This is a genomic window from Variovorax sp. PAMC28562, assembly GCF_014303735.1.
Taxonomy (GTDB): domain Bacteria; phylum Pseudomonadota; class Gammaproteobacteria; order Burkholderiales; family Burkholderiaceae_C; genus Variovorax.
The window spans coordinates 533,586-560,046 of the sequence record NZ_CP060296.1; the positions used below are offsets into that span (position 1 = coordinate 533,586).

At 64.9% G+C, this 26,461-nt stretch carries 22 protein-coding genes; 13 read left to right on the top strand and 9 right to left on the bottom strand.

Going from position 1 to position 26,461, the window contains the following annotated elements; translation table 11 throughout:
- Window positions 1-4 precede the first annotated feature (4 nt).
- Both H7F36_RS02615 and H7F36_RS02620 read right to left on the bottom strand, forming a co-directional pair.
- The gene (locus H7F36_RS02615) at window positions 5-808 is read right to left on the bottom strand and encodes a molybdate ABC transporter substrate-binding protein (protein ID WP_187053210.1); all 804 of its coding nucleotides are present in this window, start codon (window positions 806-808) and stop codon (window positions 5-7) included.
- Complete coding sequence (locus tag H7F36_RS02620; RefSeq protein WP_187053211.1) at window positions 805-1,656, bottom strand: creatininase family protein; 852 nt, start codon at window positions 1,654-1,656, stop codon at window positions 805-807. Before H7F36_RS02620 ends, H7F36_RS02615 begins: the two co-directional genes overlap by 4 nt.
- A gap of 34 nt (window positions 1,657-1,690) precedes the next feature.
- Here H7F36_RS02620 and H7F36_RS02625 point away from each other — a divergent pair, with 34 nt between their 5' ends.
- Together H7F36_RS02625 and H7F36_RS02630 are read left to right on the top strand one after the other, a co-directional pair.
- On the top strand, window positions 1,691-2,488 hold the full coding sequence (locus H7F36_RS02625; RefSeq protein ID WP_187053212.1) for an SDR family oxidoreductase: 798 nt from the start codon (window positions 1,691-1,693) through the stop codon (window positions 2,486-2,488).
- 58 nt (window positions 2,489-2,546) lie between these two features.
- The gene (locus H7F36_RS02630) at window positions 2,547-3,557 is read left to right on the top strand and encodes a zinc-binding alcohol dehydrogenase family protein (RefSeq protein ID WP_187053213.1); all 1,011 of its coding nucleotides are present in this window, start codon (window positions 2,547-2,549) and stop codon (window positions 3,555-3,557) included.
- A 38-nt stretch (window positions 3,558-3,595) separates the two neighbouring features.
- On the opposite strand, the gene H7F36_RS02635 is transcribed toward H7F36_RS02630, so the two are convergent.
- Entirely contained in the window at window positions 3,596-4,954 is a 1,359-nt protein-coding gene (locus H7F36_RS02635) for a PQQ-dependent sugar dehydrogenase (protein ID WP_187053214.1), read from the bottom strand.
- A 127-nt stretch (window positions 4,955-5,081) separates the two neighbouring features.
- Between H7F36_RS02635 and H7F36_RS02640 the strand changes: the two genes are divergently transcribed.
- From H7F36_RS02640 to H7F36_RS02655, 4 genes are all read left to right on the top strand, one after another.
- A complete protein-coding gene (locus tag H7F36_RS02640) occupies window positions 5,082-5,900 on the top strand; it encodes an alanyl-tRNA editing protein (protein WP_187053215.1) in 819 nt (272 codons plus the stop codon).
- The gene (locus H7F36_RS02645) at window positions 5,897-8,179 is read left to right on the top strand and encodes a protein-disulfide reductase DsbD family protein (RefSeq protein WP_187053216.1); all 2,283 of its coding nucleotides are present in this window, start codon (window positions 5,897-5,899) and stop codon (window positions 8,177-8,179) included. Before H7F36_RS02640 ends, H7F36_RS02645 begins: the two co-directional genes overlap by 4 nt.
- A gap of 237 nt (window positions 8,180-8,416) precedes the next feature.
- Complete coding sequence (locus H7F36_RS02650) at window positions 8,417-9,019, top strand: redoxin domain-containing protein (RefSeq protein ID WP_187054771.1); 603 nt, start codon at window positions 8,417-8,419, stop codon at window positions 9,017-9,019.
- 114 nt (window positions 9,020-9,133) lie between these two features.
- A complete protein-coding gene (locus tag H7F36_RS02655) occupies window positions 9,134-10,432 on the top strand; it encodes an MFS transporter (protein WP_187053217.1) in 1,299 nt (432 codons plus the stop codon).
- A 13-nt stretch (window positions 10,433-10,445) separates the two neighbouring features.
- Here the strand turns inward: H7F36_RS02655 and H7F36_RS02660 are convergent, their stop codons facing one another.
- Window positions 10,446-11,561, bottom strand: coding sequence for an NADH:flavin oxidoreductase/NADH oxidase (locus tag H7F36_RS02660; RefSeq protein ID WP_187053218.1), 1,116 nt, complete (start codon window positions 11,559-11,561; stop codon window positions 10,446-10,448).
- A 91-nt stretch (window positions 11,562-11,652) separates the two neighbouring features.
- On the opposite strand from H7F36_RS02660, the gene hemE reads away from it, so the two are divergent.
- The gene (gene hemE / locus H7F36_RS02665) at window positions 11,653-12,792 is read left to right on the top strand and encodes a uroporphyrinogen decarboxylase (RefSeq protein WP_187053219.1); all 1,140 of its coding nucleotides are present in this window, start codon (window positions 11,653-11,655) and stop codon (window positions 12,790-12,792) included.
- A 357-nt stretch (window positions 12,793-13,149) separates the two neighbouring features.
- Window positions 13,150-15,279, top strand: a complete 2,130-nt coding sequence (gene priA / locus H7F36_RS02670; RefSeq protein ID WP_187053220.1) for a primosomal protein N' — start codon at window positions 13,150-13,152, stop codon at window positions 15,277-15,279.
- Window positions 15,280-15,289: 10 nt separating this feature from the next.
- Here priA and H7F36_RS02675 read toward each other — a convergent pair whose 3' ends face one another.
- Both H7F36_RS02675 and H7F36_RS02680 read right to left on the bottom strand, forming a co-directional pair.
- Window positions 15,290-16,459 (bottom strand): OmpA family protein, encoded by a 1,170-nt coding sequence (locus H7F36_RS02675; protein WP_187053221.1) that lies wholly within the window; start codon window positions 16,457-16,459, stop codon window positions 15,290-15,292.
- 56 nt (window positions 16,460-16,515) lie between these two features.
- A complete protein-coding gene (locus H7F36_RS02680) occupies window positions 16,516-18,084 on the bottom strand; it encodes a serine/threonine protein kinase (protein WP_187053222.1) in 1,569 nt (522 codons plus the stop codon).
- A gap of 193 nt (window positions 18,085-18,277) precedes the next feature.
- On the opposite strand from H7F36_RS02680, the gene H7F36_RS02685 reads away from it, so the two are divergent.
- Complete coding sequence (locus tag H7F36_RS02685; RefSeq protein WP_187053223.1) at window positions 18,278-19,159, top strand: hypothetical protein; 882 nt, start codon at window positions 18,278-18,280, stop codon at window positions 19,157-19,159.
- Between the two features lie 178 nt (window positions 19,160-19,337).
- Window positions 19,338-20,084, top strand: a complete 747-nt coding sequence (locus tag H7F36_RS02690; protein ID WP_261802474.1) for a hypothetical protein — start codon at window positions 19,338-19,340, stop codon at window positions 20,082-20,084.
- Window positions 20,085-20,096: 12 nt separating this feature from the next.
- Here H7F36_RS02690 and H7F36_RS02695 read toward each other — a convergent pair whose 3' ends face one another.
- Window positions 20,097-21,077: a hypothetical protein gene (locus H7F36_RS02695; protein ID WP_187053224.1), complete on the bottom strand. Its 981-nt coding sequence runs from the start codon at window positions 21,075-21,077 to the stop codon at window positions 20,097-20,099.
- Window positions 21,078-21,188: 111 nt separating this feature from the next.
- Window positions 21,189-22,178, bottom strand: a complete 990-nt coding sequence (locus H7F36_RS02700) for an AEC family transporter (protein WP_187054773.1) — start codon at window positions 22,176-22,178, stop codon at window positions 21,189-21,191.
- Window positions 22,179-22,280: 102 nt separating this feature from the next.
- Between H7F36_RS02700 and H7F36_RS02705 the strand changes: the two genes are divergently transcribed.
- The 3 genes from H7F36_RS02705 to H7F36_RS02715 all read left to right on the top strand — a co-directional run bounded on the left by H7F36_RS02705 (window position 22,281) and on the right by H7F36_RS02715 (window position 26,016).
- On the top strand, window positions 22,281-24,389 hold the full coding sequence (locus H7F36_RS02705) for an ATP-dependent helicase (protein ID WP_187053225.1): 2,109 nt from the start codon (window positions 22,281-22,283) through the stop codon (window positions 24,387-24,389).
- Window positions 24,390-24,487: 98 nt separating this feature from the next.
- The gene (locus H7F36_RS02710; RefSeq protein WP_261802475.1) at window positions 24,488-24,844 is read left to right on the top strand and encodes a hypothetical protein; all 357 of its coding nucleotides are present in this window, start codon (window positions 24,488-24,490) and stop codon (window positions 24,842-24,844) included.
- A 14-nt stretch (window positions 24,845-24,858) separates the two neighbouring features.
- Window positions 24,859-26,016: a phospholipase A gene (locus H7F36_RS02715; protein WP_187053227.1), complete on the top strand. Its 1,158-nt coding sequence runs from the start codon at window positions 24,859-24,861 to the stop codon at window positions 26,014-26,016.
- A 7-nt stretch (window positions 26,017-26,023) separates the two neighbouring features.
- Here the strand turns inward: H7F36_RS02715 and H7F36_RS02720 are convergent, their stop codons facing one another.
- Window positions 26,024-26,323 carry a hypothetical protein gene (locus H7F36_RS02720; RefSeq protein WP_187053228.1) on the bottom strand — a complete coding sequence of 100 codons (300 nt, stop codon included), beginning with the start codon at window positions 26,321-26,323 and terminating at the stop codon, window positions 26,024-26,026.
- Between the last annotated feature and the right edge of the window lie 138 nt (window positions 26,324-26,461).

Sequence of the window (26,461 nt, forward strand, 5' to 3'; positions counted from 1 at the left end):
AACGTCAGGGCGCCAACATGCCTTTGGAACGAATGACGTCGGCCGCGCCCGCACCGGTCATGCGCGACATGAAGGCTTGCGCCGTGGCCGCATGCATCGACGCCGCACCGACCCCGCCGGCATAGCTGGTGTAGTTCTGGATTTCTTCAGGCAGTGGCCCGACCAGCGTGACGCCGGCTACCGGCAGGATCTCGCTGATCTGCTGGATCGCCAGATCGGCCTCGCCTGTCACGAGCTTGGCCGCAGAGTACCCACCCTGCACGAGCACCGCCTTGGCCGCGACCTGCGAACCGATGCCGAGCCGATCGAACAAGCCTTGCAGGTAGATGCCGCTCGAGCCCCCCGCTGCCGGGTCGATGTACGCGACAGCGCGGGCGTTCAGAACCGTCTGCTTGAACTGTTCGACCGTGCGGATCTCCGGCAACAACGAGCCCGCCTTCACACCCACGCCAGCGCCGACTTTTGCCAGGGTGGCAACGCTGGACGGCACGACCTTTCCTGTCTCGGCGTATCGCGCGAGTGCCGCCGGCGTGATGACCACCACGTCGAATGCCTCACCGCCGTCGACACGCTTTTGCAGGGCGCCGGCGGTGCCATCCGCGACTTCGACCTTGTTGCCGGTTTCAGCTTCGAAGGCGGGCACGAAGGCCAGCACCACTTGCTTGAAGGCGCCCGATGTCAGCACCTTGATCGTGTCGGCGAAAGCAGCCGGCGTGAAGGCCAGGGACGCTGCGCAGGCAATGCCAGCAAGCGATCTTCCCGCCGATCGGATAGGTGTGCTTGTTTCTGTTTTCGTTTTCGTTTTCATTCCGGGTCCTTTCCCAAAATCGACAAGGGCAAGCGTGCCACTTCGGCGAGCAGCAGCGCGAGTTGTCGCGCAGCAGCTTCGACCACCGCGCGCCCCTTCACCGCCGTCGCCGCAAGCGCGTTGCCAGCCGCGCCCTGCGCGTTGTAATCCTGCATGGCCCAGCCCAGCTTGGCGCTCTTGCCGTTGCCCAAAATGGCGTAGTCCGCGGCGCGCTGCCGAGATGCGGACGCAAAGTCTTCTGCCGCCTGCATGCGGACGAGTTCAGGATGCAGCGCCAGCACCATCGAGGTCTCGATGTCGCCGGCATGCACGCCGAAGCGATGCTCGTCGGCACCGAACTGCGTGCCTGCGTCGCCCAGCGGCAAATTGAACCAGCTCACGCTGTAGACGATGAGGTCGTGCGCCTCGCGCAGTTCGCGCGCCACGACGTCCATAGCACCGACATGCCCACCGTGGGCGTTGAACAGAACCAGCTTCTTGATGCCGGCACGCGCCACGCCGGCGCCGATCTCTTTCCACATTCGGATGAGCGTTTCGGCCGACAGCGTCAGCGTGCCGGCAAAGCGTGCGTGCTCCGGGCTCAGGCCGATCGCCTGCGTCGGCAGCACCAGCACCGATGCATCGGTCGGCAACAACGGGAGCATGGCGGCGACGATGCCATCGGCCAGCCGCGTGTCGACACCCAGCGGCAGGTGCGGCCCGTGCTGCTCGGTCGCGCCGAGCGGCAGCACCGCGACGGTGCGGGTCGCGTCGAGCGCCGCGAAGTCGCGCGTCGTCAGGTCGGCCCAGAAGCGATGCGGCGCGATAGTGTTGGCGGCACTGGGGGCACTGGCGTTGGATGCGGTCATGCAGCAATCTTAGAGCGGTGTTTCAATTGGCGGCATGGACCTTCAACTCGAACACCAGCACATCCTCATCACCGGCGGCAGCAAAGGCATCGGCCTGGCTTGCGCGCTCGGTTTTCTGCGCGAAGGCGCGCGCGTCAGCCTGGTCTCGCGTGACCAGGCGAATCTCGACCAGGCCAAGCGCACGCTCGTTGAGCAACTGGCCGACGCCGCCAGCCGCGTGGCGCTGTATGCCGCCGATCTCAAGCTGCCCTCCGAGGCGATCGAGGCGCTCGACGCTGCCGAAGGCAACTTCGGCCCGGTCGACGTGTTGGTGAACTCAGCCGGTGCCGCCAAACGCACACCGCCGGATCTGCTCGACGCCATGGTCTGGCATGAAGCGATGGAAGCGAAGTACTTCACCACCATCCACATGATCGATCCGGTGGTCAAGCGCATGGGCCAGCGAGGTCGTGGCGCCATCGTCAACGTCGTCGGCGCCGGCGGCAAGGTCGCGAGCCCCGTGCACATGCCGGGCGGCGCGGCCAACGCGGCGCTCATGCTGGTCAGCGCCGGCATGGCTGTCGCCTACGCGCCGCGGGGCGTACGCGTGAATGCGGTGAACCCCGGCCTCACGCTCACCACCCGGCTGCAGGAAGGCCTGGCCGTCGACGCCAAGGCACAAGGCATCGACATGGACGAGGCGCTGAAGCGCGCCACCGCGCGCTTGCCACTCGGCCGTATCGCCACGCCGGAAGAAATCGCCAACGCGGTGGTGTTTCTGGCATCGTCGAAAGCCAGCTACATCACCGGGGCGATCCTGGCGATGGACGGCGCCGTGACACCGATGGTGTGATCCCACAAACAACGACAACAACCGATCGATACCGATCGAAAGCAAGAGAGAACGATTCATGAAAGCTGTCGGATACCGCCACGCATTGCCCATCGACGATCCTGCGGCGCTCGAAGACTTCGAGCTGTCCGCGCCCAGCCCCGGCCCGCGCGACCTGCTGGTGCGCGTGAAAGCGATCTCGGTCAACCCGGTCGACACCAAGGTGCGCAAGAACGCCGCACCCGAGCCCGGCCAGACCAAGGTACTGGGCTGGGATGTGGTCGGCCTCGTCGAGGCGATCGGCGCCGAGGTGAAGAACTTCAAGGTCGGCGACCGCGTGTACTACGCCGGCTCGATCACGCGGCCGGGGGCCAACAGCGAGCTGCACGCAGTCGACGAGCGCATCGTGGCAAAGGCACCGACGAGCCTGGACGATGCGCAAGCGGCCGCGCTGCCGTTGACCACGATCACCGCCTACGAACTCCTGTTCGATCGGCTCGGCGTGCCGAAGGGCGGTGGCGCCGGACAGACGCTGCTGATCGTCGGCGGTGCCGGTGGCGTCGGCTCGATCCTCATTCAGCTGGCCCGTCAGCTCACGCAGTTGAAGGTCATCGCCACCGCGTCGCGCGCGGAGACACGCCAGTGGTGCCTGGACCTCGGCGCGCATGCGGTCATCGACCATTCCAGGCCGCTTGCAACCGAGCTCAGGGCCGGTGGTTTCGGCGAGGTCGACATGGTCGCCAGCCTCACGCAGACGGTGCAGCACTACGCGCAGATCATCGAAAGCCTGAAGCCGCAGGGCAGCATCGCAGTGATCGATGACATGCCGACGCTGGACGCGATGCCGCTCAAGACCAAGTGCCTGTCACTGCATTGGGAAATGATGTTCGCGCGCTCTCGTTTCGAGACGCCCGACATGGACGAGCAGGGCAAGCTGCTGGCCGAAGTCGCAGCGCTGGTCGACGCTGGCAAGGTCCGCACGACTGTCAACGCCAATCTCGGCACCATCAACGCGGCCAACTTGAGAAAGGCACATGCGCTGGTCGAGAGCGGCAGGGCACAGGGGAAGGTCGTGCTGCAGGGGTTCTAGCCCAGACGTCTAGCCCGTCTCGGCCCGGCCCGGCGCTCTTACCTCGCCTTCGACACCCGCCAGACAGCGTTACCCACGTCGTCTGCCACCAGCAGCGCACCCGACTTGTCCAGCGCGACGCCGACCGGTCTGCCTTGCGCTTTCTCGTCGGCAGTCAGAAACCCGGTGAGCACATCGACCGGCGCGCCGCTAGGGCGGCCGCCGATGAAGGGCACGAACACCACTTTGTAGCCCGACAGCGGCTTGCGGTTCCACGAGCCGTGCTCGCCGATGAACACGCCATTGGCGAAGTCGCCCGGCATGCCACGCGCGTTGGAGAAGGTCATGCCGAGCGGCGCCACGTGGGAACCGAGTGCGAAATCGGGCGGGATCGCCTTGGCCACCATGTCGGGCCGCTGCGGCGAGACGCGCACATCGACATGGCCCCCGTAGTAGCTCCACGGCCATCCATAGAAAGCGCCGTCCTTGACGGAGGTGAGATAGTCGGGAACCAGGTCGCTGCCGATCTCGTCGCGCTCGTTGACCACGGTCCAAAGCACCTGGGTGTCGGGCTCGAAACCCAAGCCGTTCGGATTGCGCAGGCCGCTCGCGAAGAGTCGCTTGGCGCCGCTCTTGACGTCGACTTCCCAGATGGCGGCTCGGCCTTCTTCAGCCGGTATGCCGTTCTCGCCGATGTTGCTGTTGGAGCCGACCGTCACATAGAGCTTGGTGCCGTCGCGGTTGGCGATGACGTTCTTGGTCCAGTGGTGGTTGATGCCAGCCGGCAGGTCGGTCACCAGCGTGGGCGCTGCGGTGATCTTGGTCTGGCCTTCGGTGTAGGGCACCTTTACCAGCGCATCGGCGTTGGCGATGAAGAGTTCGTTGCCGACCAGCACCATGCCGTAGGGCGAAGTCAGGTTCTGCAGGAAGATTTCCTTGACCTCCGCCACACCGTCGTTGTTAGTGTCACGCAGCAGCGTAATGCGGTTGGCACTGGGCGTGCCGGCGCCGGCACGCTTCATGACCATGCCCATGATCTTTTGCCTGATCTGCGCGAAGAGGCCGTCGCCACCGTCCTTGGGCTCGTTCGGCTTCGGGGGCTTGTTGCTTTCGGCCACCAGCACGTCGCCGTTCGGCAGCACGTAGACCCAGCGCGGATGGTCGAGCCCGCGCGCCAGGGCCGTCACCGCGAACCCGCTGGCGGGCGTCGGCCCGGCGGTGTCGGTCCAGCCGACGGCGGGTGCGATGTTGACGGTGGGAATCAGCGTCGGGTTGGGGGCGGCCAGCTGGGGTGTGGGGCCGGTCGTGCGTTCGGGCGGCAGCTTGGCGGTTTCACTGCAAGCGGCGAGCAGCACTGCACTGGCGACAGCCATGACGGTCAGCACCCCGGCGGGCCGGCGCGTCGTAAATCGGTTCATTCGGAATTCTCCTTGCACGTCGATCGGACGTCCCAACAGCTTGCTCCACTGGCAGGCGAACGCTGTCGGCGACAGGCGCTTTCTGCCGTGAGCGCCCCCCTTTGGCGCATCGCCGCTACCATGCCGCATGACCGAAGACCTGTTCCGCACCGACGCCTACCTGCGCGAATGCGAAGCCCATATCGTGCGCGTCGACGATGCGGGCATCGTGCTTGACCGCACCGTGTTTTATCCGCTGGGCGGCGGTCAGGCCGGGGACAGCGGCGTTTTGACGCTGGCCGACGGGCGCGAAATCGTCATCGTCGACACCCGCAAGGCGAAAGATGCCGACGGCAAGCCGACCGCCGAGATCGTTCATTTGCCGGCGCCCAATCAGGCTGACGATGCCGTTTTGCTCGCCACGCTGCAGCCGGGCGATCGCGTCATGGCTCGCATCGACTGGGAACGCCGCCATCGACTCATGCGCTTTCACACCGCCACCCATCTGCTGTGCCATCTGGTGCCGCAACCGGTCAACGGCTGCTCGATCACGCCCGACTACGCGCGGCTCGACTTTCATATGACCGAGCCGCTCGACAAGGACGCGCTGACCGCCGGCCTCGCACGGCTCGTGGCCGCAGCGCATCCGCTGGCGGTGGGCGCCATCACGGATGCCGAGCTCGATGCCAACCCGGCGCTGATCAAGAGCATGAGCGTGCAGCCGCCGCGTGGCAGCGGCACAGTGCGCACGATCCGCATCGGGCGCACTGGCAACGGCGAGGAGGAAAGCGAGCAGATCGACTTCCAGCCCTGCGGCGGCACGCATGTTGCAAACACGTCGGAGATCGGCGCCGTGGTGGTGACGAAGATAGAGAAGAAAAGCGCTAACAGCCGACGGGTCGTCCTCGGTTGGGCCGCGCCGACCGGAACTAACCCGATCACTCCCCGCTCCGACACTCCGGCATGAACCCCTCCCCATCGCTTCTCCCCGCTCGACCGACGTCCGGCGTGAGGGGACTGTCCCGGACGTTGTCCAGTGACGCGTCCAAAGCGGCACGCATCAGCGCTACGGCGGCTCTCGTTTCCGTCGCAGCGTTGCTGTCGCTCAGCTTTCCGGCCCACGCCCAGTTGTCGCCCAAGACCAGCGCGGTCGTCACCACCTCGCACGTGCGCGCCGAACTCATCGCCTATGCGCCCGATGGCGTGGCGCCTGGCGCCCCAGTATGGGTCGGCCTCCAGATCGCCCACCAGCCGGAATGGCACACCTACTGGAAGAACGCTGGCGATTCCGGCTTGCCAACCGAGTTGGCGCTGACGCTGCCACCCGGCATCACCGCGGGCGACATTGCCTGGCCGGTGCCCGAAAAGATCGCGGTCGGGACGCTGGCCAACTACGGCTATGAAGGCACGGTGGTGTTGCCGGTGCCGCTCACGGTCGCGCCCGACTTCAAGCCCGCCACCTCGCTGACTGGCAGCCCCGACATCGACATCCGGCTCAAGGCGTCGTGGCTGGTGTGCCGGCAGGAATGCATTCCCGAGCAGGGCGATTTTTCTCTCAAACTTCCGGTTCAGGGCTCGACCGCGCTCGACAAAGCCGGCTTCGACGCGGCGCTGGCAGCGCAGCCGGTCTCGCTCGCCCGGCCCGGCACGATCGAGGTGCAGGGCAAGACGCTCAAGGTGCGCCTCGACGGCCTGCCCGCCGCGGTGCAGGGCAAGACGCTCGGCTTCTTCCCCGAAACCGGCGACGTGATCCATACCGCGGCGATTCCGGGCAAGGACTGGACGCAGGCGTGGGACGGCGCGGCGTGGACCGCCACCATCCCGTTGGCCGACCAGCGCAGCGCCCGCCCGACCGTCATGCCGGTGGTGGTGACACTGGCAGTGTCGGACCGGCAGCCCGGCCAGCCCATCGCATGGCGTGCCGAAGCGCCTGTCTCCGGCATCTGGCCGACCTCCGCACCGCGCGCTGAAGTCTCGCCGGCCCTGCAATCCGCGCTGGCTGCCAACGCGGCTGCGGTACCGGCTGCGGCCCCGAACTCAGCCACTGCTGGCAGCTTCATCGCCGCCCTCTTCGGTGCCTTCATCGGCGGCCTGCTGCTCAACCTGATGCCGTGCGTGTTCCCCGTGCTGGCGATCAAGGTGCTGGGTTTCGCACGCCAGGCTGGCGACAAGCGCGGCCACCGCAGCGCCGGCGTCGCCTACACGGCCGGCGTGATGTTGTCGTTCCTGGCGCTGGGCGGTGCGATGCTGATGTTTCGTGCCGCCGGCGAACAAATGGGTTGGGGCTTTCAATTGCAGTCGCCGGTGGTCGTTGCGGTGCTGGCCGGCCTCTTCACGATGATCGGGCTCAACCTGGTCGGCGTGTTCCAGTTCGGCATCCTGGTGCCGCATTCGCTGTGCGCCGCGCAGGTCAAACACCCGGTCGCCAACGACTTCTTGTCGGGCATCCTGGCCGTCGTCATCGCCTCGCCCTGCACGGCGCCTTTCATGGGCGCCTCGCTCGGCTTCGCCATCGCGCTGCCGGCTGCGCAGGCGCTGATGCTGTTTGCCGCACTCGGCTTCGGGCTGGCCTTGCCGTACCTGGCAGCGGGCTTCATTCCAGCGGTCGCACGGCTGCTGCCAAAGCCGGGCGCCTGGATGGAAACACTGCGGCATGTCATGGCGTTTCCGATGTTCGCCACCGTCGCCTGGCTGGTCTGGGTGCTCGGCCAGCAAAGCGGCATCGACGGTGCTGGCGCGTTGCTCGGGCTGCTGGTGTGCCTCTCTGCCCTCGCCTGGTCGTTCACGCTGCGCGGCCGCACTCGCATGCTCGTCTCGGGCTTGCTGGTGGTGTGCAGCGCGGCGGTGGTGGTCGCCATCGGCGGCAACATCGTGCGCACGGTCGAACCGGCGGTCGCTGCGAGTGGCGCGCGCTGGCAACCGTGGTCGGCGGCGCGCGTGGCCGAACTCAATGCCGAAGGCCGGCCGGTGTTCGTCGACTTCACTGCGGCGTGGTGCGTCACCTGTCAGTACAACAAGAAGGCGACCTTGAACAACGCCGCGGTGCTGGCTGATTTCGAGGCGCGCAACGTGGCGCTGCTGCGCGCCGACTGGACCCGCCAGGACCCGACGATCACCGCCGCCCTGACGGCGCTGGGCCGCAGCGGCGTGCCGGTCTATGTGCTGCACGTTGCAGGGAAAGCGCCGGTCGTCATGACAGAAATCCTCAGCGCAGAAGAGGTCCGGGCAGCGCTCGCGGCGCTGTAAGACTCGGGCGGCTACGGGTTGTCACACCGGCGTTAGAAAAGCGGCCTAAGCTGTCGTCAGTGTTAGATTTTTCACTGTCAGGAGTCCAAGTTGGCCCAGCCATCTCCTTCCCAAACTGAATCCAGCGAATCCCGCGGATCAGCGACGCCCTCGTCTTCTCCATCCCGCACCCGCCGTGTCGCGCAGACCGCGCGCAACGCCCGTGCCGCCCTCGATCGCGCCTCGCGCCGCGCCGTCATGGCGGCGGCTGTGGCGCTTGGCGCCACCTTCTTGGTGGGCACCACCGCCTTCGCAGCGCCGTCCGTCGGCCAACAGGCGCCCGACTTCATCGCCGTCGACACCCGCGGCCAGCAGCACAAGCTGTCTGACTTCGCCGGCAAGTTCGTGGTGCTCGAATGGACCAACCCTGGCTGCCCTTTCGTTCGCAAGCACTACGGCAGCGGCAACATGGCCGCCACCCAAAAGTCCGCAACGTCCAAGGGCGTGGTCTGGCTGTCCATCAGCTCGACCGAACGCGCCGCCAGCGACTACCTGAAGCCGGCCGCGCTCGACAGCTGGATGAAAGAGCACGGTGCCGCGCCGAGCGCTGTGCTGATGGACGAAGACGGTGCCATCGGCCAGGCTTACGGTGCGCGCACCACGCCACATATCTCCATCGTCGATCCCACGGGGATGCTGGTCTACGCGGGCGCCATCGACAGCATCGCATCGTCTCGGCCCGATGACGTCGAGACCGCGACCAACTACGTGAACCAAGCGTTGGGCGAAGCCTTCGGCGGCAAGCCGATTTCGGCTGCAACGACGCGCGCCTACGGGAACTCGGTCCGGTACAAGGCCTAGCCGGTCCAGGCCTGAACGCAGGCGTGGACCAAAGCTGACCAATAGAGTCAGCCTCCGGTCAAGTGCGGTGAGCTAGCTTCGCGAGTTGCCCGCCAACGACGTGAGACGCTGACCATGACCCCAGGGACGACTTCCATCGCCTCCTCCTCGAAATTCGCCACCGTCCTGCGCGTGACCGGCGGTAATTTCATGGAGATGTTCGACTTCTTTCTGTTCGGCTTCTACGCCACGCAGATCTCGAAGGCGTTCTTTCCGACCGGCAACGAGTTCGCATCCTTGATGCTGACTTTCATGACCTTCGGCGCGGGCTTTCTGATGCGCCCGCTCGGGGCCATTTTTCTCGGCGCCTACGTCGACCGGGTCGGACGGCGCAAGGGCCTGATCGTCACGCTGGCGCTGATGGCGGTCGGCACCCTGCTCATCGCCTGCGTGCCGGGCTACGCGACCATCGGCCTGGCGGCGCCCGTTTTGGTGCTGATCGGCCGCTTGCTGCAAGGCTTTTCGGCCGGCGTGGAGTTGGGCGGCGTGTCGGTGTATCTGTCTGAAATGGCGACGCCTGGCCACAAGGGCTTTTACGTGGCGTGGCAATCGGCCAGCCAGCAGGTGGCGATCGTCGTCGCGGCGGCGCTGGGCTACTGGCTCAACGTGACCTTCACTCAGGTCGAAGTCACCGACTTCTACTGGCGCATTCCGTTTTTCGTCGGTTGCCTGATCGTGCCGGTGCTGTTTTTCCTGCGCCGCTCGCTGCAGGAAACCGAAGAGTTCATGGCGCGCAAGCACCGGCCGGATGCGAGGGAAATTTTCCAGTCGATGGTCGCCAACTGGCGCCTGGTGGTCGCCGGAATGATGCTGGTGTCGATGACGACGGTGAGCTTCTATCTCATCACCGTGTACACGCCGACCTTTGGCAAGGCGGTGCTGCACCTGAGCACGACCGATGCGCTGATCGTCACGCTGTGCGTGGCGATTTCGAACTTCATCTGGTTGCCGGTGATGGGCGCAGTGTCGGACCGCGTGGGCCGCAAGCCGCTGCTGATCATCTTCACGGTGCTGGCGATCTTCACCGCGTACCCCTCGCTGAAATGGCTGGTCGGTTCGCCAAGCTTTATTCACATGCTCGAAGTCGAACTGTGGCTGTCGTTCCTGTACGCCAGCTACAACGGTGCGATGGTGGTGGCGCTCACCGAGGTGATGCCGGTCAACGTGCGCACCGCCGGCTTCTCGCTGGCATACAGCCTGGCGACGGCCATCTTTGGCGGCTTCACGCCGGCCATCGCGACCGGTCTGATCGAGATGACGGGCGACAAGGGCGCTCCCGGTTTGTGGATGACGGCGGCTGCGATGTGCGGGCTGATCGCCACGCTGGTGCTGTACCGGCGGCAAGCGCCGCGGCCTTACGGCGTGCCGGCCTGAGCTGAAGCCCGCGTCAACGCGCGCCGAACGCGGTCTTGCCGAATACGGCCTGATGCTCGCGCGGCGGCGCGCGCCAATACGGCGGCGGCGCTTCGACGGTCGCACCCAGTTCTGCCGCGGCATGCCAACCCCAGCGCGGGTCGTACAGCATCGCTCTGGCGAGCGCGACGAAGTCGGCCTGCCCGCTGGCAATCAAGTCCTCGGCTTGACGCGCTTCGGTGATCAGGCCGACAGCCATGGTCGTCACGCCCGCGGCGTCTTTGACCGCCTTGGCGAAAGGCACCTGGTAACCGGGACCAACGGTGATTTTCTGCAGTGGCGAGATGCCGCCCGAGGAGACGTCGATCCAGTCGACGCCGCGCGTCTTCAGCTCCTTGGCGAACGCAATGGTCTGCCCGATGTCCCATCCGCCTTCGACCCAATCGGTCGCGGAAACTTTCAGCCCGACCGGCTTGTCGGCGGGGAAAGCGGCACGGACCGCGTCGAACACTTCGAGCGGAAAGCGCATCCGGTTCTCGAGCGACCCGCCGTATTCGTCGTTGCGCTGGTTGCTAATGGGCGACAAGAACTGGTGCAGCAAATAGCCGTGCGCGCCGTGAATTTCCAGGCCGTCGATGCCGAGCCGCGCTGCACGCTTCGCCGTAGCGACGAAGGCATCGCGCACGCGCTGCAAGCCGAAGGCATCCAGCGCCAGTGATGCCGCTTCGCCTGCTTTCTGCGGCACGGCCGACGGCGCGTGCGGCACCCAACCGTCCGGCGCGTCGGCTGGAATAAGTTGCCCGCCATCCCACGGCACGTGGCTCGATGCCTTGCGGCCAGCATGGGCGATTTGCATCACGACAGCCGTGTTCGAAACCTGTCGGATGGCGGCCAGCATGGGCACCAGTGCCGCTTCGGTGACGTCGTCCCACAGGCCGAGGTCACCCGGTGTGATGCGGCCGAGTGCCTCCACGGCAGTCGCTTCGATGATCAGCATGCCCGCCCCCGACAAGGCGAGGCCGCCGAGATGAATGAGATGCCATGCATTGGCTTGCCCGTCGGTCGCGGAGTACTGGCACATGGGAGAGACGACGATGCGATTGGGCACCGTGAGATCACGCAAGGTGAAAGGCGAAAAAAGGGCACTCACGAGCAAACTCCGGTAGGGGGGCGTTTCAAGCATGCCAACAATGCGGCCCCTCGACGCACCCGCCCTCAAAAGCCCCTGCGACAATCCCACGATGCCCTCCGCCTCCACCTTCGCACCTCTTCAAAACGACACGTTTTTGCGCGCCTGCTGGCGTCAGGCCACCGACCACACGCCCGTCTGGCTGATGCGCCAGGCCGGCCGTTATCTGCCCGAATACGTCGCCACCCGCGCACGCGCCGGCAGTTTCATGGGGCTTGCGACCAACGTCGACTATGCAACCGAAGTGACGCTGCAGCCGCTGGCTCGCTACCCGCTCGACGCCGCGATCCTGTTCTCGGACATCCTTACCGTGCCCGACGCCATGGGCCTCGGCTTGTCTTTCGAAGCAGGCGAAGGCCCGCGCTTTGCCCGACCGCTGCGTGACGAAGCCTCGATCGCCGCGCTCGAGGTACCGGACATGGAAAAGCTCAGGTACGTATTCGACGCCGTGACGTCGATTCGCCGTGCGCTCGATGGACGCGTGCCGTTGATCGGCTTTTCAGGGAGCCCGTGGACGCTCGCCTGCTACATGGTCGAGGGCGCAGGCAGCAGCGACTATCGGATGGTCAAAAGCATGCTCTACGGTCGCCCTGACCTCATGCACAAACTGCTCGCGGTCAATGCCGACGCCGTCGCCGCCTACCTCAACGCCCAGATCGAAGCCGGCGCGCAAGCCGTGATGGTGTTCGACAGTTGGGGGGGCGTGCTGGCCGATGGCGCTTTCCAGGAATTCAGCCTCGCCTACACCGCGCGGGTGCTTGCCAAGCTGCGGCGCAACGGTGTCGACGGCACGCCGGTGCCGCGCATCGTCTTCACAAAGGGCGGAGGCCCGTGGCTGGAGGCCATGCGGTCGCTCGATTGCGAAGTGCTGGGGCTCGACTGGACGGTGAACCTCGGCAAAGCGCGCGCGCTGGTGGGTGAAGGCCAAGGGGCCAAGGCGCTTCAAGGCAACATCGACCCGAACGTGCTGTTCGCGCCGCCGGCGCAGATCGAAGCAGAGGTCGTGAAGGTGCTGAACAGCTTCGGCGTGCCGCACACTGACCGCACGACAACCGGCCCGACGCACATCTTCAACCTCGGTCACGGCATCAGCCAGTTCACGCCGCCGGAGCACGTTTCTGCGTTGGTTGATGCGGTTCATTCGCACTCTCGCATGGCGCGCAGTTCCCTGAAGAATTCGAAAGAACTGTGAGCGGCTGTAAGGCCGACCAAGCCAGTTCACGTTTGTCAACCCTTAAAAACCACGAGCGCCGATTGACTTATGCACAAAAGTCTTGCTGCGGTGCGCAAAAACAGCATGCGTGAAGTATTCCCTGCTACCAAAGCGATAGCGCTCCTAAGTCATTGATTTATATGGATTTCCAGATTTGCTTTTTTTGTGGGCATTCCAGCGAAGCCCTTGATTTGCGGGGCTCTGCGACGTCTCAGGCAAGGATATCAACAAAGTTATCCACACAAACTCTGGATGATCTGCAAAGGGCAAGGAAATCAACGACTTAACCCGTCTTGTTCAACTTCGCTTTAAGAAACACGCGTACCGGAGGCGGCCATGAACTGGCACGTTGAGGTGGCGGTGCAGACCCCAGCGCACAGCGCGATGGGAGAACTTTTGACTTACGCAAGCTCCGTGCCACTCGTTGCAGGCACCCTCGTCCGTGTGCCTTTTGGTTCACGCGAGGTGCTCGGCGTGGTATGGGGCGAAGCGCTGCCGGACCCGCAGCTGACACTCAAACCCGTGGGTGCCGCATTGGATGCCCTGGCGCCGTTGGGCGATGCGTGGCGCGATCTCGTGGCGTTCTCTGCGCGCTACTACCAGCGCTCGCTGGGTGAAGTGGCGCTGGCAGCGCTGCCGCCGCAGTTGCGCGATCTGAGCACGGCGCAACTTGCGCGGCGGCTCAAGCGCAAGGTGTCTGGCCGGGTCGATGTGCTGTCCGAAAGCGCCGAGAGCGCCGTGGCGCTCAGTTCCGAGCAGCAGATTGCGCTGACACGATTCGATGCGGAGGCCGGCCCGTTCCTGCTGTTCGGCAGCACCGGCAGCGGCAAGACCGAGGTCTATCTGCGCGCGGTCGCCGAGCTGCTGGTACGCGATGCCGCAGCGCAGGCGCTGGTCATGGTGCCGGAGATCAACCTCACGCCGCAGCTCGAAGCTCGCTTCAAGACACGCTTTGGCGCCGACGCCGTCGTGTCGCTGCACAGCGGCATGACCAACCCGCAGCGCCTCGCGAGCTGGCTGGCGGCGCACAGCGGCACGGCGCGCATCGTGCTCGGCACGCGGATGGCGGTGTTCGCGTCGATCCCGGGGCTGAAGCTCATCGTGGTCGACGAAGAACACGACCCGAGCTACAAGCAGCAGGAAGGCGCGCGTTATTCGGCACGCGATCTGGCCGTGTGGCGCGGCCAGCGTGAAGGCGCCAAGGTCATCCTCGGCTCGGCCACGCCGTCGTTCGAAAGCTGGCACCAGAGCCGTCCCGCGGAAGGCGACGACGCCGGGGGCCGCTATGTCCGACTGGCGATGCCGTCGCGCATCGGCGCTGCAAGCAGAGGCAGCAGCGACGGCGGGGCCGCTGCAGGCGCCGGCGAGCTGCCCACGGTACGGCTGGTCGACATGAACCTGCAGCCGCCGAAAACGGTGCTGTCGGGCGCGCTGCTCGCCGCCATCGGCGAACGCATCATGCGTGGCGAGCAGAGCATGGTGTTCCTGAACCGCCGCGGCTACGCGCCGGTGCTGGCCTGCGGCGATTGCGGCTGGAAAAGCGAGTGCCCCCACTGCAGCGCATACCGCGTGTTCCACAAGATCGACCGCACCCTGCGTTGCCACCATTGCGGCTTTACCGAGCGGGTGCCGCGCGCCTGCCCGGCCTGCGGCAACCCTGACATCGCGCCGGTGGGACGCGGCACCGAGAGGCTGGAGGAACACCTGGCAGAGCTCTTCGCCGATGTGAAGCGACCGGATGGCAGCGCCGTTCGCATCGCGCGAATCGACGCCGACAGCACACGCAAGGAAGGCGCGCTCGAATCGCAACTGGCGGCCGTGCATTCCGGCGAGGTCGACGTGCTGGTCGGCACGCAGATGATCGCCAAGGGCCACGACTTTCGCCGAATTACGTTGGTTGCCGCGGCGAACCCGGACGGCGCCTTGTTTTCCAGCGATTTCAGGGCACCCGAGCGTCTGTTCGGATTGCTGATGCAGTCGGCAGGACGCGCAGGGCGCGATGCCGCCTACCTCGCGGCGCAAGGCAGCCGCGCCGAGATGTGGCTGCAGACCTCGCACCCGCAGCACCCGTTGTTTGCAGCCCTGCGCCGGCATGACTACGCGGCGTTCGCGGCGTCGGAACTCGAGCAACGCCGCGCCGCCGGCATGCCGCCTTTCGCGTTCCAGGCGCTGTTGCGTGCCGACGCGCGAACGCAGGAGTCGGCGCAGGCCTTTTTGACTGCCGCGAACACGGCGGCCGATGGGTTACCTGGCGCCGAACACGTGACCCGCTACCCGGCGGTGCCGCTCGCGATCCAGCGGGTCGCCAACGTGGAGCGCGCGCAGATGCTGATAGAGAGCGGCTCGCGAGCCGCGTTGCAACGCCTGTTGGCGGCGTGGCAGCCGCTGTTGCAGACCGTGCGGCGCAGCGCCGAGGGCAAAGGCGTGATCCGCTGGCTGGTCGATGTCGACCCGCAGCAGATCTGACGGGTTCGGATCAGCCGGCGCGGTCGCAGCCGACGATCTTGAACTCGACACGGCGGTCCAGCGCATCGACCGCGTTGTCTGTTCCGCTGCCGATGAGGTTCTCCCGAAAGCCCATGCCGGCCGCGCGCGTGCGGTCGCCCAGCACGCCAGAGACGCCTGTCAGGCGCTGGCGGATGTAGCCGGCTCTTTGCAGCGACAGCGCATCGTTCAGCGACTCCGCGCCGGTGCGACTGGTGTGGCCGACGATGTCCATGCAGACGTTCGCTTGCGTACTGACCTGCGCGATGCGCGCGAGCCACAGACCGTAGGAACCGCTGACCTTGGGATCGGACCAGAACACGGTGGTGCCGGGGTTGAAAAGAAACTTCACCCCGAGTTGCTTGTTGGCGATGCCGAAAGCGACGATGTTCCCAAACGCCTTGTCGGCTTCGGCGGCGCGATCGAGCTTGACCGATGCAAGGTAGATCCCGCTCAGCACCCGAAGTTGCTCACCAGCGGGTGTCGCGTTGGCCAGGTTGTATTGATTCAGTGCGTCTTCATAGCGGCCCGCGTTGTAGGCGGTGCCGGCCTCGCTCACGATCGGCGCCACCGGCAAGCGTTGCATGTAGTACGCGTCGGCCGGCTGCCCGGCCGGCGTGACGGTGGTGCGCGCATAGCCTTCGATGAGCTGGTCTTTGGGCAGCACCGGGCTGTCTTGCTCGAAAGCCAGCGGCGTGTTGTCGAGCTCGTCGTCGCGCAACACGGCCGACGATTGCGCGACCACCATGCCCTTGCGCAAATCGGTCAACGCGAGGTTGATCTGTAGTGCGCCGCGTGACTTGCCGACCTGCCGCTGACGTGTGAGCGTGCCCGTCAAAAGATAAGTGGCCTTGTCGAGGTTGGCGCGTTGAAACGGCAGCAGCTCAAGCGACGCGTGCTTCGACCGGATGCGATCCGAAACACGACCTTGCAGCAGCTGCGTCGATACGGTCTGCTGCCCACTGTTCGCATCGATCATCGGATCGAGCACCACACCGCGGCGACCTGTGTCCAACATGCCCGACAACGATTGCGTTTGTGACACCAGCGCGTCGGTGACCTGCGCGACGGCCTGGTCGACACGTTGCGCTGCAGTCGTCGGTGCCGACCCGGTGCTGGCACAGCCTGCGATGGTCAAGCCGAGCATCAAGGCTGCGGACAAGGACACTGCTTTGAGCCCCCGCAGCCGAGGAAAGGAGAGCACGGATACGGAAAAAGTCATGGTCGACATTCGCTTTTGAGAAGAGAGGTATCGCCGGCCCGAAGTGGTCCGAGCGAAGCGGATTGAAGAAGCTCGCTGCATCTACTGCGAGAGGCGACGGTTGGATGGACGGTCGCGCTGGCGGCCGCCGCTTTTGCTTTGGCCGATGCGGTCGACGCCATTGAAGAAATCACCATGGGCTCCGGCAATGTCGACGCCTTTGGCTCCGTGGCCAACCCGGTCATTGCGGACGGCGCAGGTGGTGCGGCCTGGGCGGGAAGTCCAGGAAGCGGAGAGACCTCCGTGTGAGTGCGCGTGACCGCCTCGCGCATCTGCCTCAACTTCAACGCCTGTTTCTGCCCGAGTGCAGAGCGTGCTTCAGCGTCGGCATGGCGCGCCTGGAACATCGTGCCGCCGATGACTGCAGCGACCAGTGCGACGCAAAGCGCTGCGATCACGAAGTAACGTGCACTGCCCTGCCGCCGGACTGCGCCACGCGATGTGGCGGAGAGCGCGGCGCCGCTCGACCAGAGTGGGTCCATCTCACTCAGATCGAGCCGCGTCTCAGCAGTCGACTGCCATGCGCCTTGCTCGATCGGTTCGAGCGGGGCCGGGTAGGTCGGATACGTCCCGGTGTTATCCGATGAGCTACCGGAGTTCGTCGATGGCGTTTCGGTTTCGCGGCCATTCAGTTGCGCCCAAAACGCTTCAGTCGTTTGCGTTCGGTCTTGCGGTCGCAGCGCCAATGCGTTGTCGATGGCGGCGAGAAACGGCACGCCGTAGCGGCCTTTGGCCCGCTCTGAAATCGGCGCCAACCGGTCTTCCATCAAACGCTCGATCGCGGCCATCGGCCGCTCGCCGGTGATCGCTGCGTACACCACGCCCGCCAGTGCATACACGTCGGTCCAGGGGCCTTGCTTCATCGACGGCGCCTCGCCGTATTGCTCGATGGAGGCAAAGCCGCGCTGGCGCACAGCATTGGGTGTCTGCGCGATGTTGCCGATAACGCGACGTGCCGCGCCCAGGTCGAGCAACACCGGGCCACTGCGCGATACGATGATTTTTTCGGGCGCTACGTCGCGGTGCAGGCAACGCACCGCGTGCATCGCGGAAAGCCCGGCAAGCAACGGGTGCAGCAGATCGAGCAGCTGCTTTTCGTCCGGAGCGTGACCGAGATCGGCGAGCCACTGCGCCAGCGTCGGGCCTTCGTAGTACGGCATGGCCATGTAAGCCGTGTCATTGGCCTCCCACCAACGCAGCACCTTCACGACGGCCGGATGATCGAAGCGCGCGAGCGTCCGGGCTTCGTTGATGAAGCTGCGCAACCCTGACTGATAAAGGTCGACATGCCGCTCCGACTTGACGACCACCGCGGGCGATGCAGCCGACCGAGCAGCCAGCGCAGCCGGCAGGTATTCCCTGATGGCAATGCGCTCTCTTGAAGAAGGATCGAAGGCAAGGTAGACGATGCCGAAGTCGCCTTCGGCGATCAGACCCGTGATCTCGTATTCGAACGGCTTCGTGCTCTCGGCCGATGCAGCCGCGCCCGCCCCGTTTTCCTCGATGCGATGCCGCGTCGACGTCATTGAACCCCCCTGTTTTGGGAGGCACTCTAACAGTGTCATGAATACAAAATAGCTACACGATTCGACACATTCAAGTTTGAATGTGAACCGCTGCAGACGTCCCGCCCAACCCTGTCGAGGTTTGTTTTTGTCCGTTCTTCCTACGCCGCGAGAGGCGCTCGCGCCCTAATCTCTGGCGATGAAAAATCAGTCGATGCCAATGCCGAGACGTCTGCTGCGTTGGGTCATGCCTTTGATGATTTCCCTGGCGCCTTGGTCGGCCCATGCGCAGGAAGACTCGAGCGCCGAGGGCTTGCGAGCGCAATACAAGACGATGACGCCGGCCCTGGCCAGCAATCCGTTTCATCGCAAGTTGGTGCTTCAGTCCGAGGAAGGTTCGGGCAAGCTGAGCGGCAATATCTATGCGGTGGTGGACCATCCGTATGCCGACGTCGCCAGCGCCTTCAAGCTGCCGGCCACCTGGTGCGGTGTGCTCATGCTGCATCTCAATACCAAATACTGCGGCGTGCAGGGAAGCGGCGCCAGCCCGACGCTCAATGTTGCAGTCGGGCGCAAGTTCGATCAGCCTGTGGCAGACGCCTCACAAGTCAATTTCGTTTACTCGCTCAAGGCCGCGACAGCGGACTACCTCGACGTCAATCTGAATGCCGCGAGCGGGCCGATGTCGACGCGAGACTACCGCATCGTGCTCGAGGCAACGCCTATCGACGCCAGCACGACTTTCATTCATCTCGGCTATTCGTATGGCTACGGCGCGGCGGCCAAGATCGCGATGCAGGTCTACCTGGGCACCATCGGAAGCGACAAGGTAGGTTTCACCGTCACAGGCAAGAACGGCAAAGGCGAACCCGATTATATCGGCGGCGTGCGCGGCGTGGTCGAACGCAACACCATGCGCTACTACCTCGCGATCGACGCCTATCTCGATGCGCCCTCGCCGCAGCAGCAAGACCAGCGTACCGCGGCCTGGTTCGATGCCACAGAGCAATACGCACTGCAGCTGCACGAGATGCCCAAGGACGACTACGTCGCGATGAAGAGAAGCGAGTACCGCCGACTGATTGCCAAGCAATAGGCCAGAGGCATGGAGCGGCAAGGAGGCGGGCATAGAGAGCAAGACTATGCGGGCGACGCAGCGCGAATGTCGTGTCGCCTTGGCGATCAAATAGTCTGCAAAATGAAGCGATGCCTTGACCCTGCTCAGCAAACCGTAAGCAGGTAGGTGTCTGATGTGTCGACTACCGGAGAACGCCGTGAAAACGCTGTCAGCCTTGTTGAGTGGCCTCGGTGCCCTCGCCGCCTTTGCCGTTGCCAGCACAGCATTGCCTGCGTCGGCGGCGGAGCTGGAACTTGAAGGTCCGCGCCTGCGCGTCAGCGGCATGCTCGATGGCAGTGCTACCAAAGCATTCATCGAGCACCTCGGCACCGGAAAAGTTCGCGTTGTCGTCTTCGAAGACTCGTTCGGTGGCACCGCGGAGGCAGCCGAGATTTATGCCAAGGCCATCCGGGCCAGCGGCGTCAACACAGAAGCACGCGGCCAGTGTTACGCCGCCTGCGCCTACGCGTTTCTGGCCGGCAAGGAGCATCGCTTCGGCCGCGGGATACAGGTCAACGGCTTGCTGATTCCGGTCGCGATGCGTCCCAATCCCAGTGAGTTGCAAAGCCGTTGGCGCGGCGACGAAGCACAGAAAACGTTGGCGGAGTTCACCGCCGTTTCCTCGTCGGGGCCCGCGACACTGCCAGTGTCGACCTCCGACTCGCCGAGGGGCGCACTGTCTGCGACCACCGTCGCATCTCCCGCTACGGTCTCGTCCACAGCCCCATCGGCGCCACGCGAAAATTGGCAGCCAGACCATGGTCTGCTGTTCAGTTCGACTCCGACGCTCTTCGGCCGCGTCTACAACACCTATTACTGCGATGGCTCGCAGGGCCGCGACGTTTCGAAGTGCGAAGCGTTGAGCGATGCCGACCCTTACAAGCTCGGCGTGTTGACGCCTTAGCGGTACCAGCAGTTACCAGTGGCCCGGGTCCGGCACAAAGCCGTACTGCGGGTTGCGTGGATTGGCCGGGAAAGGGCGAGGCCGGTCCGGCACATCGACGTCGGCCGGCAGCACACCCATTCGCACAAGATTTGCACGGCTGTCGTATCGCACCGCAATGACTGCGTCGGGCGCGCTTGCAGCCCGCTCGAAGCGCGTGTGCCCCACCACCGATTCTTCGCGTTGGCCATGCCCTGTGCCTAGCTTGGCTGTGCTGTCTGCGCTGAATTCGCCAGATGGGCCAGATGGGCCGGCAGAGGCTTTGGCTTCGCCACGCGTTTCCGGGGCGGGCGATGCCGACGGCGCAGGTGCCTCTTGCACACTTCGCTCACGTCGCTCGCTGCGGCCATCCGACTCGCTGCGCTCGTTCTGCGCCGCGCCTTGATCGCTGCCGTCACGCCGCAGTGCCTGCCGTGGTGCCACCTGCATCGGTGCCGCCACGGAGCCCCGCTCACGAAACACCGCAATGCCGATCACGCCCACGTCGAGCGGCCGACCCGTCCGCGCCGCATAAGACTGCGCCTGCGCGGTGAACTCGAAGGCGGCGATCTCGCGGTCTGTCTTACGCCAGCCATCGATCTGGCCTGCGTCGAGCGGGCCGAGCACATAACCGTTCTGCTGCCAGCCCGCGGTCTGCCCCGTCAGAACGTTGACTCCGTCGACCGCCATCACGACAAGCACGCGCTCGCGTCGCAAGTTGCGAATGCGAAGCCCGTATCGCGCACCTGGCCGGCCAGGCACATAGCGCTCACCGCCGCTCGCATAGACCGGAAGCGATTGGCCGGTGTCGCGGTCGACCACTTCGAGTTGCAACCAGCGGCCGCCCGTCGTCGTCGATGCGAGCGGCGCTGAGCTCGACCAGCTCGGCCCTGCGCAGGCGCCCAGAAACGCCATGGCCGGCAACGCCAGCAACAAACGCCGCCTCGGTGCAGGAAGGTCGATAGAACGGGCCATGGAAGTGCTCCTGAAGAACGGTCGAAATTGAACCGTCCGACTTCTACGGCCGACGCGCAGCAATGGGGTTAAGTGCCGGTCGATCGGTGTCCAGGCCCAACGACCAGGATGTCAGCGAATCCATGCGACCGCGAGCGGAAAGCTGAAGAACGCCGCCACCGTGGTCCACAGAATGATCCGCGCAATGCGCCCGTTGTCTGCGCCGAAACGCTCAGCCAGCATCGCCACATTGCTGGCGCTCGGCAAGGCCGCGACCAGCACGATCGCCGCCAGAGCCATTGGGCTGATGGGCAAACCCAGCGCCATCGCGCCACGTGCCACCGCATAGACCAGCAGCGGATGCACCACCAGTTTGACGATGACCACAGGAAGCACATCACCGATGCGTGACAGGCCGCGGTGCGGCGCTTCGGGAAACTGCAGAGCGTGACCGCGGCTCAACAAAGCCGAGCGCGCCAGCACCGCGCCGATAGTGAACAGCGCCGCAGGCGAGGCGGCATCGGCCAGCATCGCAATCGTGTCCGCAATGGGCGCGGGCAATTTGAGTTGCACCGCAGACACCAGCGCCCCGAGCAGGATGGACCACGGCAGCGGATTGACCGACATGCCGCGCATCGCCTGACGGACCGCTTTCGCCGCACCGTGTTCGTCGGCGCCGTCGAGTCGCGACAACGCGATGCACACGGACGACGTCACCAACGTATCGAAGGCGATCGTGATGATGACCGGCCCCGCCACCTGCGGCCCGAGCAGCGCAGCCAGCAACGGCACACCCATGAACCCGGTGTTGGGAAAAGCCGCTACAAGCGCCCCGAAGGCCGCGTCGTTCCATCCGATGCGCGCACTCCGCGTACCCCACACCACGGCACCGACCACGATCAGCGCACACACGCCCCACACCAGCGCAACGCTGCCGTCGAGCAACTGGGCGATGGGCGTGCGGGCGCCGAAGCGAAACAGCATGCACGGCAACGCAAAGTAAAGAACGAAGGTGTTGAGGCCCGGAATGGCATCCAGCGGCAGCACCCGACTACGGGCTGCCGCATAGCCAGCTGCGATCAGCGCGAAGAACGGAAAGGTGACAAGAAAAATCTGCAGCACGCGGCGATTGTCGGCGCTGCTGGTGCCGCTGCTGGTGGCCCGTATCATTGATCGCTTTGCGCTCGCGGCCCCGCTGGCCGACCCGTTCAGTACCCTGCCCCCATGTCATCCGGTCTCAATCTCGCGCAACAGGAAGCGGTCAACTATCTGCACGGGCCGTGCCTGGTGCTGGCCGGCGCCGGCTCCGGCAAGACCCGGGTCATCACGCACAAGATCGGACGGCTCATCGAAACCGGCATGGCGCCGAACCGCATCGCGGCCATCACCTTTACGAACAAGGCCGCTACCGAAATGCGCGAGCGCGCCAAAGGGTTGATCGGGCGTGACGCAAAGAAGGTAGTGATCTGCACCTTCCATGCGCTGGGCGTTCGCATGATGCGGGAAGACGGTGCAGTGCTCGGCCTGAAGCCCGCCTTCAGCATCCTCGACAGCGACGACGTCACCAAGATCCTCAAAGATGCCGGCGGCACCACCGATGCCGCGACCGCGCGCATCTGGCAGTGGACCATCAGCAAGTGGAAGAACATGGGCCTGAATGCGGCTCAGGCCGAGGCCATCGCGGCGGACGACAACGAGCGCATCACCGCCAAAGTGATGGGCCGCTACGAAGAGCGGTTGTCGGCCTACCAGAGTGTCGACTTCGACGACCTGATCGGTATGCCGCTCAAGCTGCTGCAGCAACACGCCGATGTGCGGGTCAAGTGGCAAGCCGCACTGGGCCATGTGCTGGTCGACGAATACCAGGACACCAACGCGACGCAGTACGAAGTGCTGAAGGCGCTCGTCGGCGAGGGCGGGCGCTTTACCGCGGTGGGTGACGACGACCAGTCGATCTACGGCTGGCGCGGCGCGACGCTCGACAACCTGAAAAAGCTGCCGATCGACTATCCGACACTTAAGGTCGTGAAGCTCGAACAAAACTACCGCAGCACATCCGGCATCCTGCGTGCGGCCAATAACGTGATCGCGCCGAATCCAAAGCTGTTCCCGAAAACGCTGTTCAGCGAACTGGGCGAAGGCGAACCGGTGCGCGTGGTCGATGCCGACAGCGAGGCGCATGAAGCCGAACGCGCAGTGGCGCGGATCCAGAGCCTGCGCGCCGGCGAAACCATCACGCAAAGCTCTACCGGCACGCAGCACCTGGAGTGGCGCAACTTCGCGGTGCTGTATCGCGCCAATCACCAGGCACGGGTGTTCGAGCAGGCGCTGCGCAAAGCCAACATTCCCTACAAGGTATCCGGCGGGCAAAGCTTCTTCGATCGGGCCGAGATCAAGGATCTGTGCGGCTGGTTCCGGTTGTGGGTCAACAACGACGACGATCCGGCGTTTCTGCGCGCAGTGACGACACCCAAGCGCGGCATCGGCCATACGACGCTGGCCAGCCTGGGCACCTTCGCGAGCCAGTACAAGCTGAGCTTGTTCGAGGCGCTGTTCAGTCCTTCATTGCCCAGCGTCATGGCCAAGCGCGCGCACGAGCAGTTGCACGAGTTCGGCCGCTACATCAACGACCTCGAATACAAGGCGCGCCGCACCATGGGCGCCGAAGATTCGCGCGCTTTCATGACCGAATGGCTGAAAGAGATCGACTACGAGAAGCACCTGTACGACGGTGAAGACAGCGAGCAGGTCGCGGCTGCACGGTGGACCAACGTGCTGGAGTTCTGCGACTGGATGTCGGCCCGCGCCGGCGGCGAGATCGACGATGCGTCGGGCGCGACGGTCGAGAGCGAACGCAAGAGCCTCCTCGAAGTGGCGCAGACCATCTCTTTGCTCTCGACCATCAGCGAACGCGAGAAAGACCAGAACGTCGTCACGCTGTCGACGCTGCATGCCTCCAAGGGTCTGGAGTGGCCGCACGTCATGCTCGTCGGCGTGACCGAAGGGCTGTTGCCCTTCAAGCTCGACGACGACAACGGCAAGCAGGAAAAGATCAGCGACAGCACGTTGGAGCGGCTGCAGGAAGAGCGCCGGCTGATGTACGTCGGCATCACGCGTGCACAACGCACGCTGGCCGTGAGCTGGACCAAGAAGCGCAAGAAGGGCCGCGAGATGATCGCCGGCATTCCGAGCCGCTTCATCGCTGAAATGGCACTCGACAAGACCACCGCCAAGGAAGACCCGCGCGAGAAGCTCAAGGCCCTGCGTGCCGAGTTCGCGCGCAAGGCACTGGACAGCGCAGCCGCTGCAGCGGCCGCCGCCGCGGCGCCATGAGAGCTTTGGCTGCCACCTTGTTGATGTCAGGCTGCATCGCCTCAACGACTGCTATGGCGCAGAGCGGACCGGGCACGTGTCCTGCAGGCGCGAGCGACATGTCGACCGAAATGCTCTACGGCACCTGGCAAGTCCGCTTCGACGATGCGCCCGCGGTAGCCATCGTCACGCTCGGCAAGCACCCGGACTACGACGGTGTGCGCGGCACGATCACGCGCGATGGCGCCCGAAGTGGCGACGCTGCTTTGCGCTCGGTAGCGCAACTTGCAGGTGACATCGACGCCGAAGGTCAGCTTGCAATCGACGAATCGCAAGACGGGCGCAGCATCAGCGGCGTGTGGGACGGCACGCTGCAGCCCGGCTCTTGTGGCGAGGAATTCAGGGGGACGTGGCGCAACGTCGCCGACGAGAGCACGCATCCGTTCGTGCTCCACAAGACCGGCCCATATCGATGATCGCAAGGACAGCAATGACTTCACGCATTCGTACACTCGCCGCGCTGCTGGCCCTATTTGGCTTCGCATGCGCAAAGGCGCAAGCTGCGGACAAGCCACCGAGCCAACTCGCCAGCGCGCAACTCACCTGGCAACAGTGCAGCGCGCTGGGGGCGAGCAACGACGCACGGCTCGCGTGCTACGACCGCTGGGCTCAGCAGCAGACGCTGCCACCGACGTCCGTACCGACCGCGCCGCCCGTGCTGGCCACGACACAGCCGGCCACCCCCGTCGATGCGTCCATACCGGCAACCCGCGTGGTGTCGGTCAGCACCGAAGAAGGTTGCCGCGACCGCCAATATTCCGAGCTGTCGCGCTTCTGGGAATTGGAGAACGGCAGCGACTGCGGCACCTTCGTGTTCCGTGGCTATCGCCCGATCAATGTCTCGTTTTCAGCGGCCAACGACAAACCGGGAATTCCGACGTCACCGGCCGAAGGTCACACCGGCACCGCGACCGCGTATCAGGCCAACGAGATGCGCATCGGTGTCTCGATCAGAACCAAACTGGCGCAAGGCCTGCTGACGCAAAACGATCCACAAAAAAAGGATTCGCTCTGGTTCGGCTACTCGCAGCAATCGACCTGGCAGATTTTCAACAGCGAGCTGTCGCGCCCCTTTCGCACTACCGACCATGAGCCTGAGCTGATGTACGTCTACCCCACCGACTTCGCCTTACCCGGGGGGTGGAGATGGCGCTATGCCGGCCTCGGTCTGGTACACAACTCGAACGGCCAGAGCCTGCCGCTGTCGCGCAGCTGGAACCGTACGTACCTGATGGGCGGCATGGAATTGGATGACCGCTTTACCGTCACCGGCCGCATCTGGAAGCGCATCAACGAGAGCGCCCAGAGCGACGACAACCCGGATATCGAGAACTTTGTCGGTCGCGCTGAGATCACCGGCCGCTGGAACTTGAATCGCGACAACACGCTCGGCGTCACGGTGCGCAACAACCTGCGTGACAGTGGCCGCGGGTCGGTGCGCTTCGAGTGGCTCAAGGCCATCGGGGATCCGACCAAGAGCAACCTGCGCTTTCATACGCAGCTGTTCCATGGGTACGGCGATACGCTGGTCGACTACAACCGCAAACGCACTGTGCTGAGCATCGGCCTGAGCCTGGTCGACTTCTAGCGCAACCCTAGCGCATCGGCGCCGGGGCTGCACTCCAGCTCGGGTCGATGCGGCCCGGCAAGCCTAGCTGCTTGTCGACATGCAGTTCGTGATTGATCTGCTCCAGCAAATGTCCGAGGCGAATGGCCTCGGGACGCGCGGAGGCAGCCCCGGTTTCGAGCAAGCGCATCTGCTCGGCGAAAGCTTCGGTCAGCTGCACCCATGCATCGAACGACGCGCTGACACTGCTCGATGGCATGTGCGGCACCGTCGTGGTGCCCATCGCATCATCGACGGAATAGTCCGCAGCAAAACCATCGTCGTTCATGGCTTGGAGTCTCCGTCTGAATGTTGCAAGCTTGAGTTGCTTTTGTAGACCCGCAAGTTGAATCGGTCTGTACGGAAGCGAACGTGCGTGCAGCACGAGGGCACGTGCAATGACAAACGGTTTCGCGGCGCCTATCGA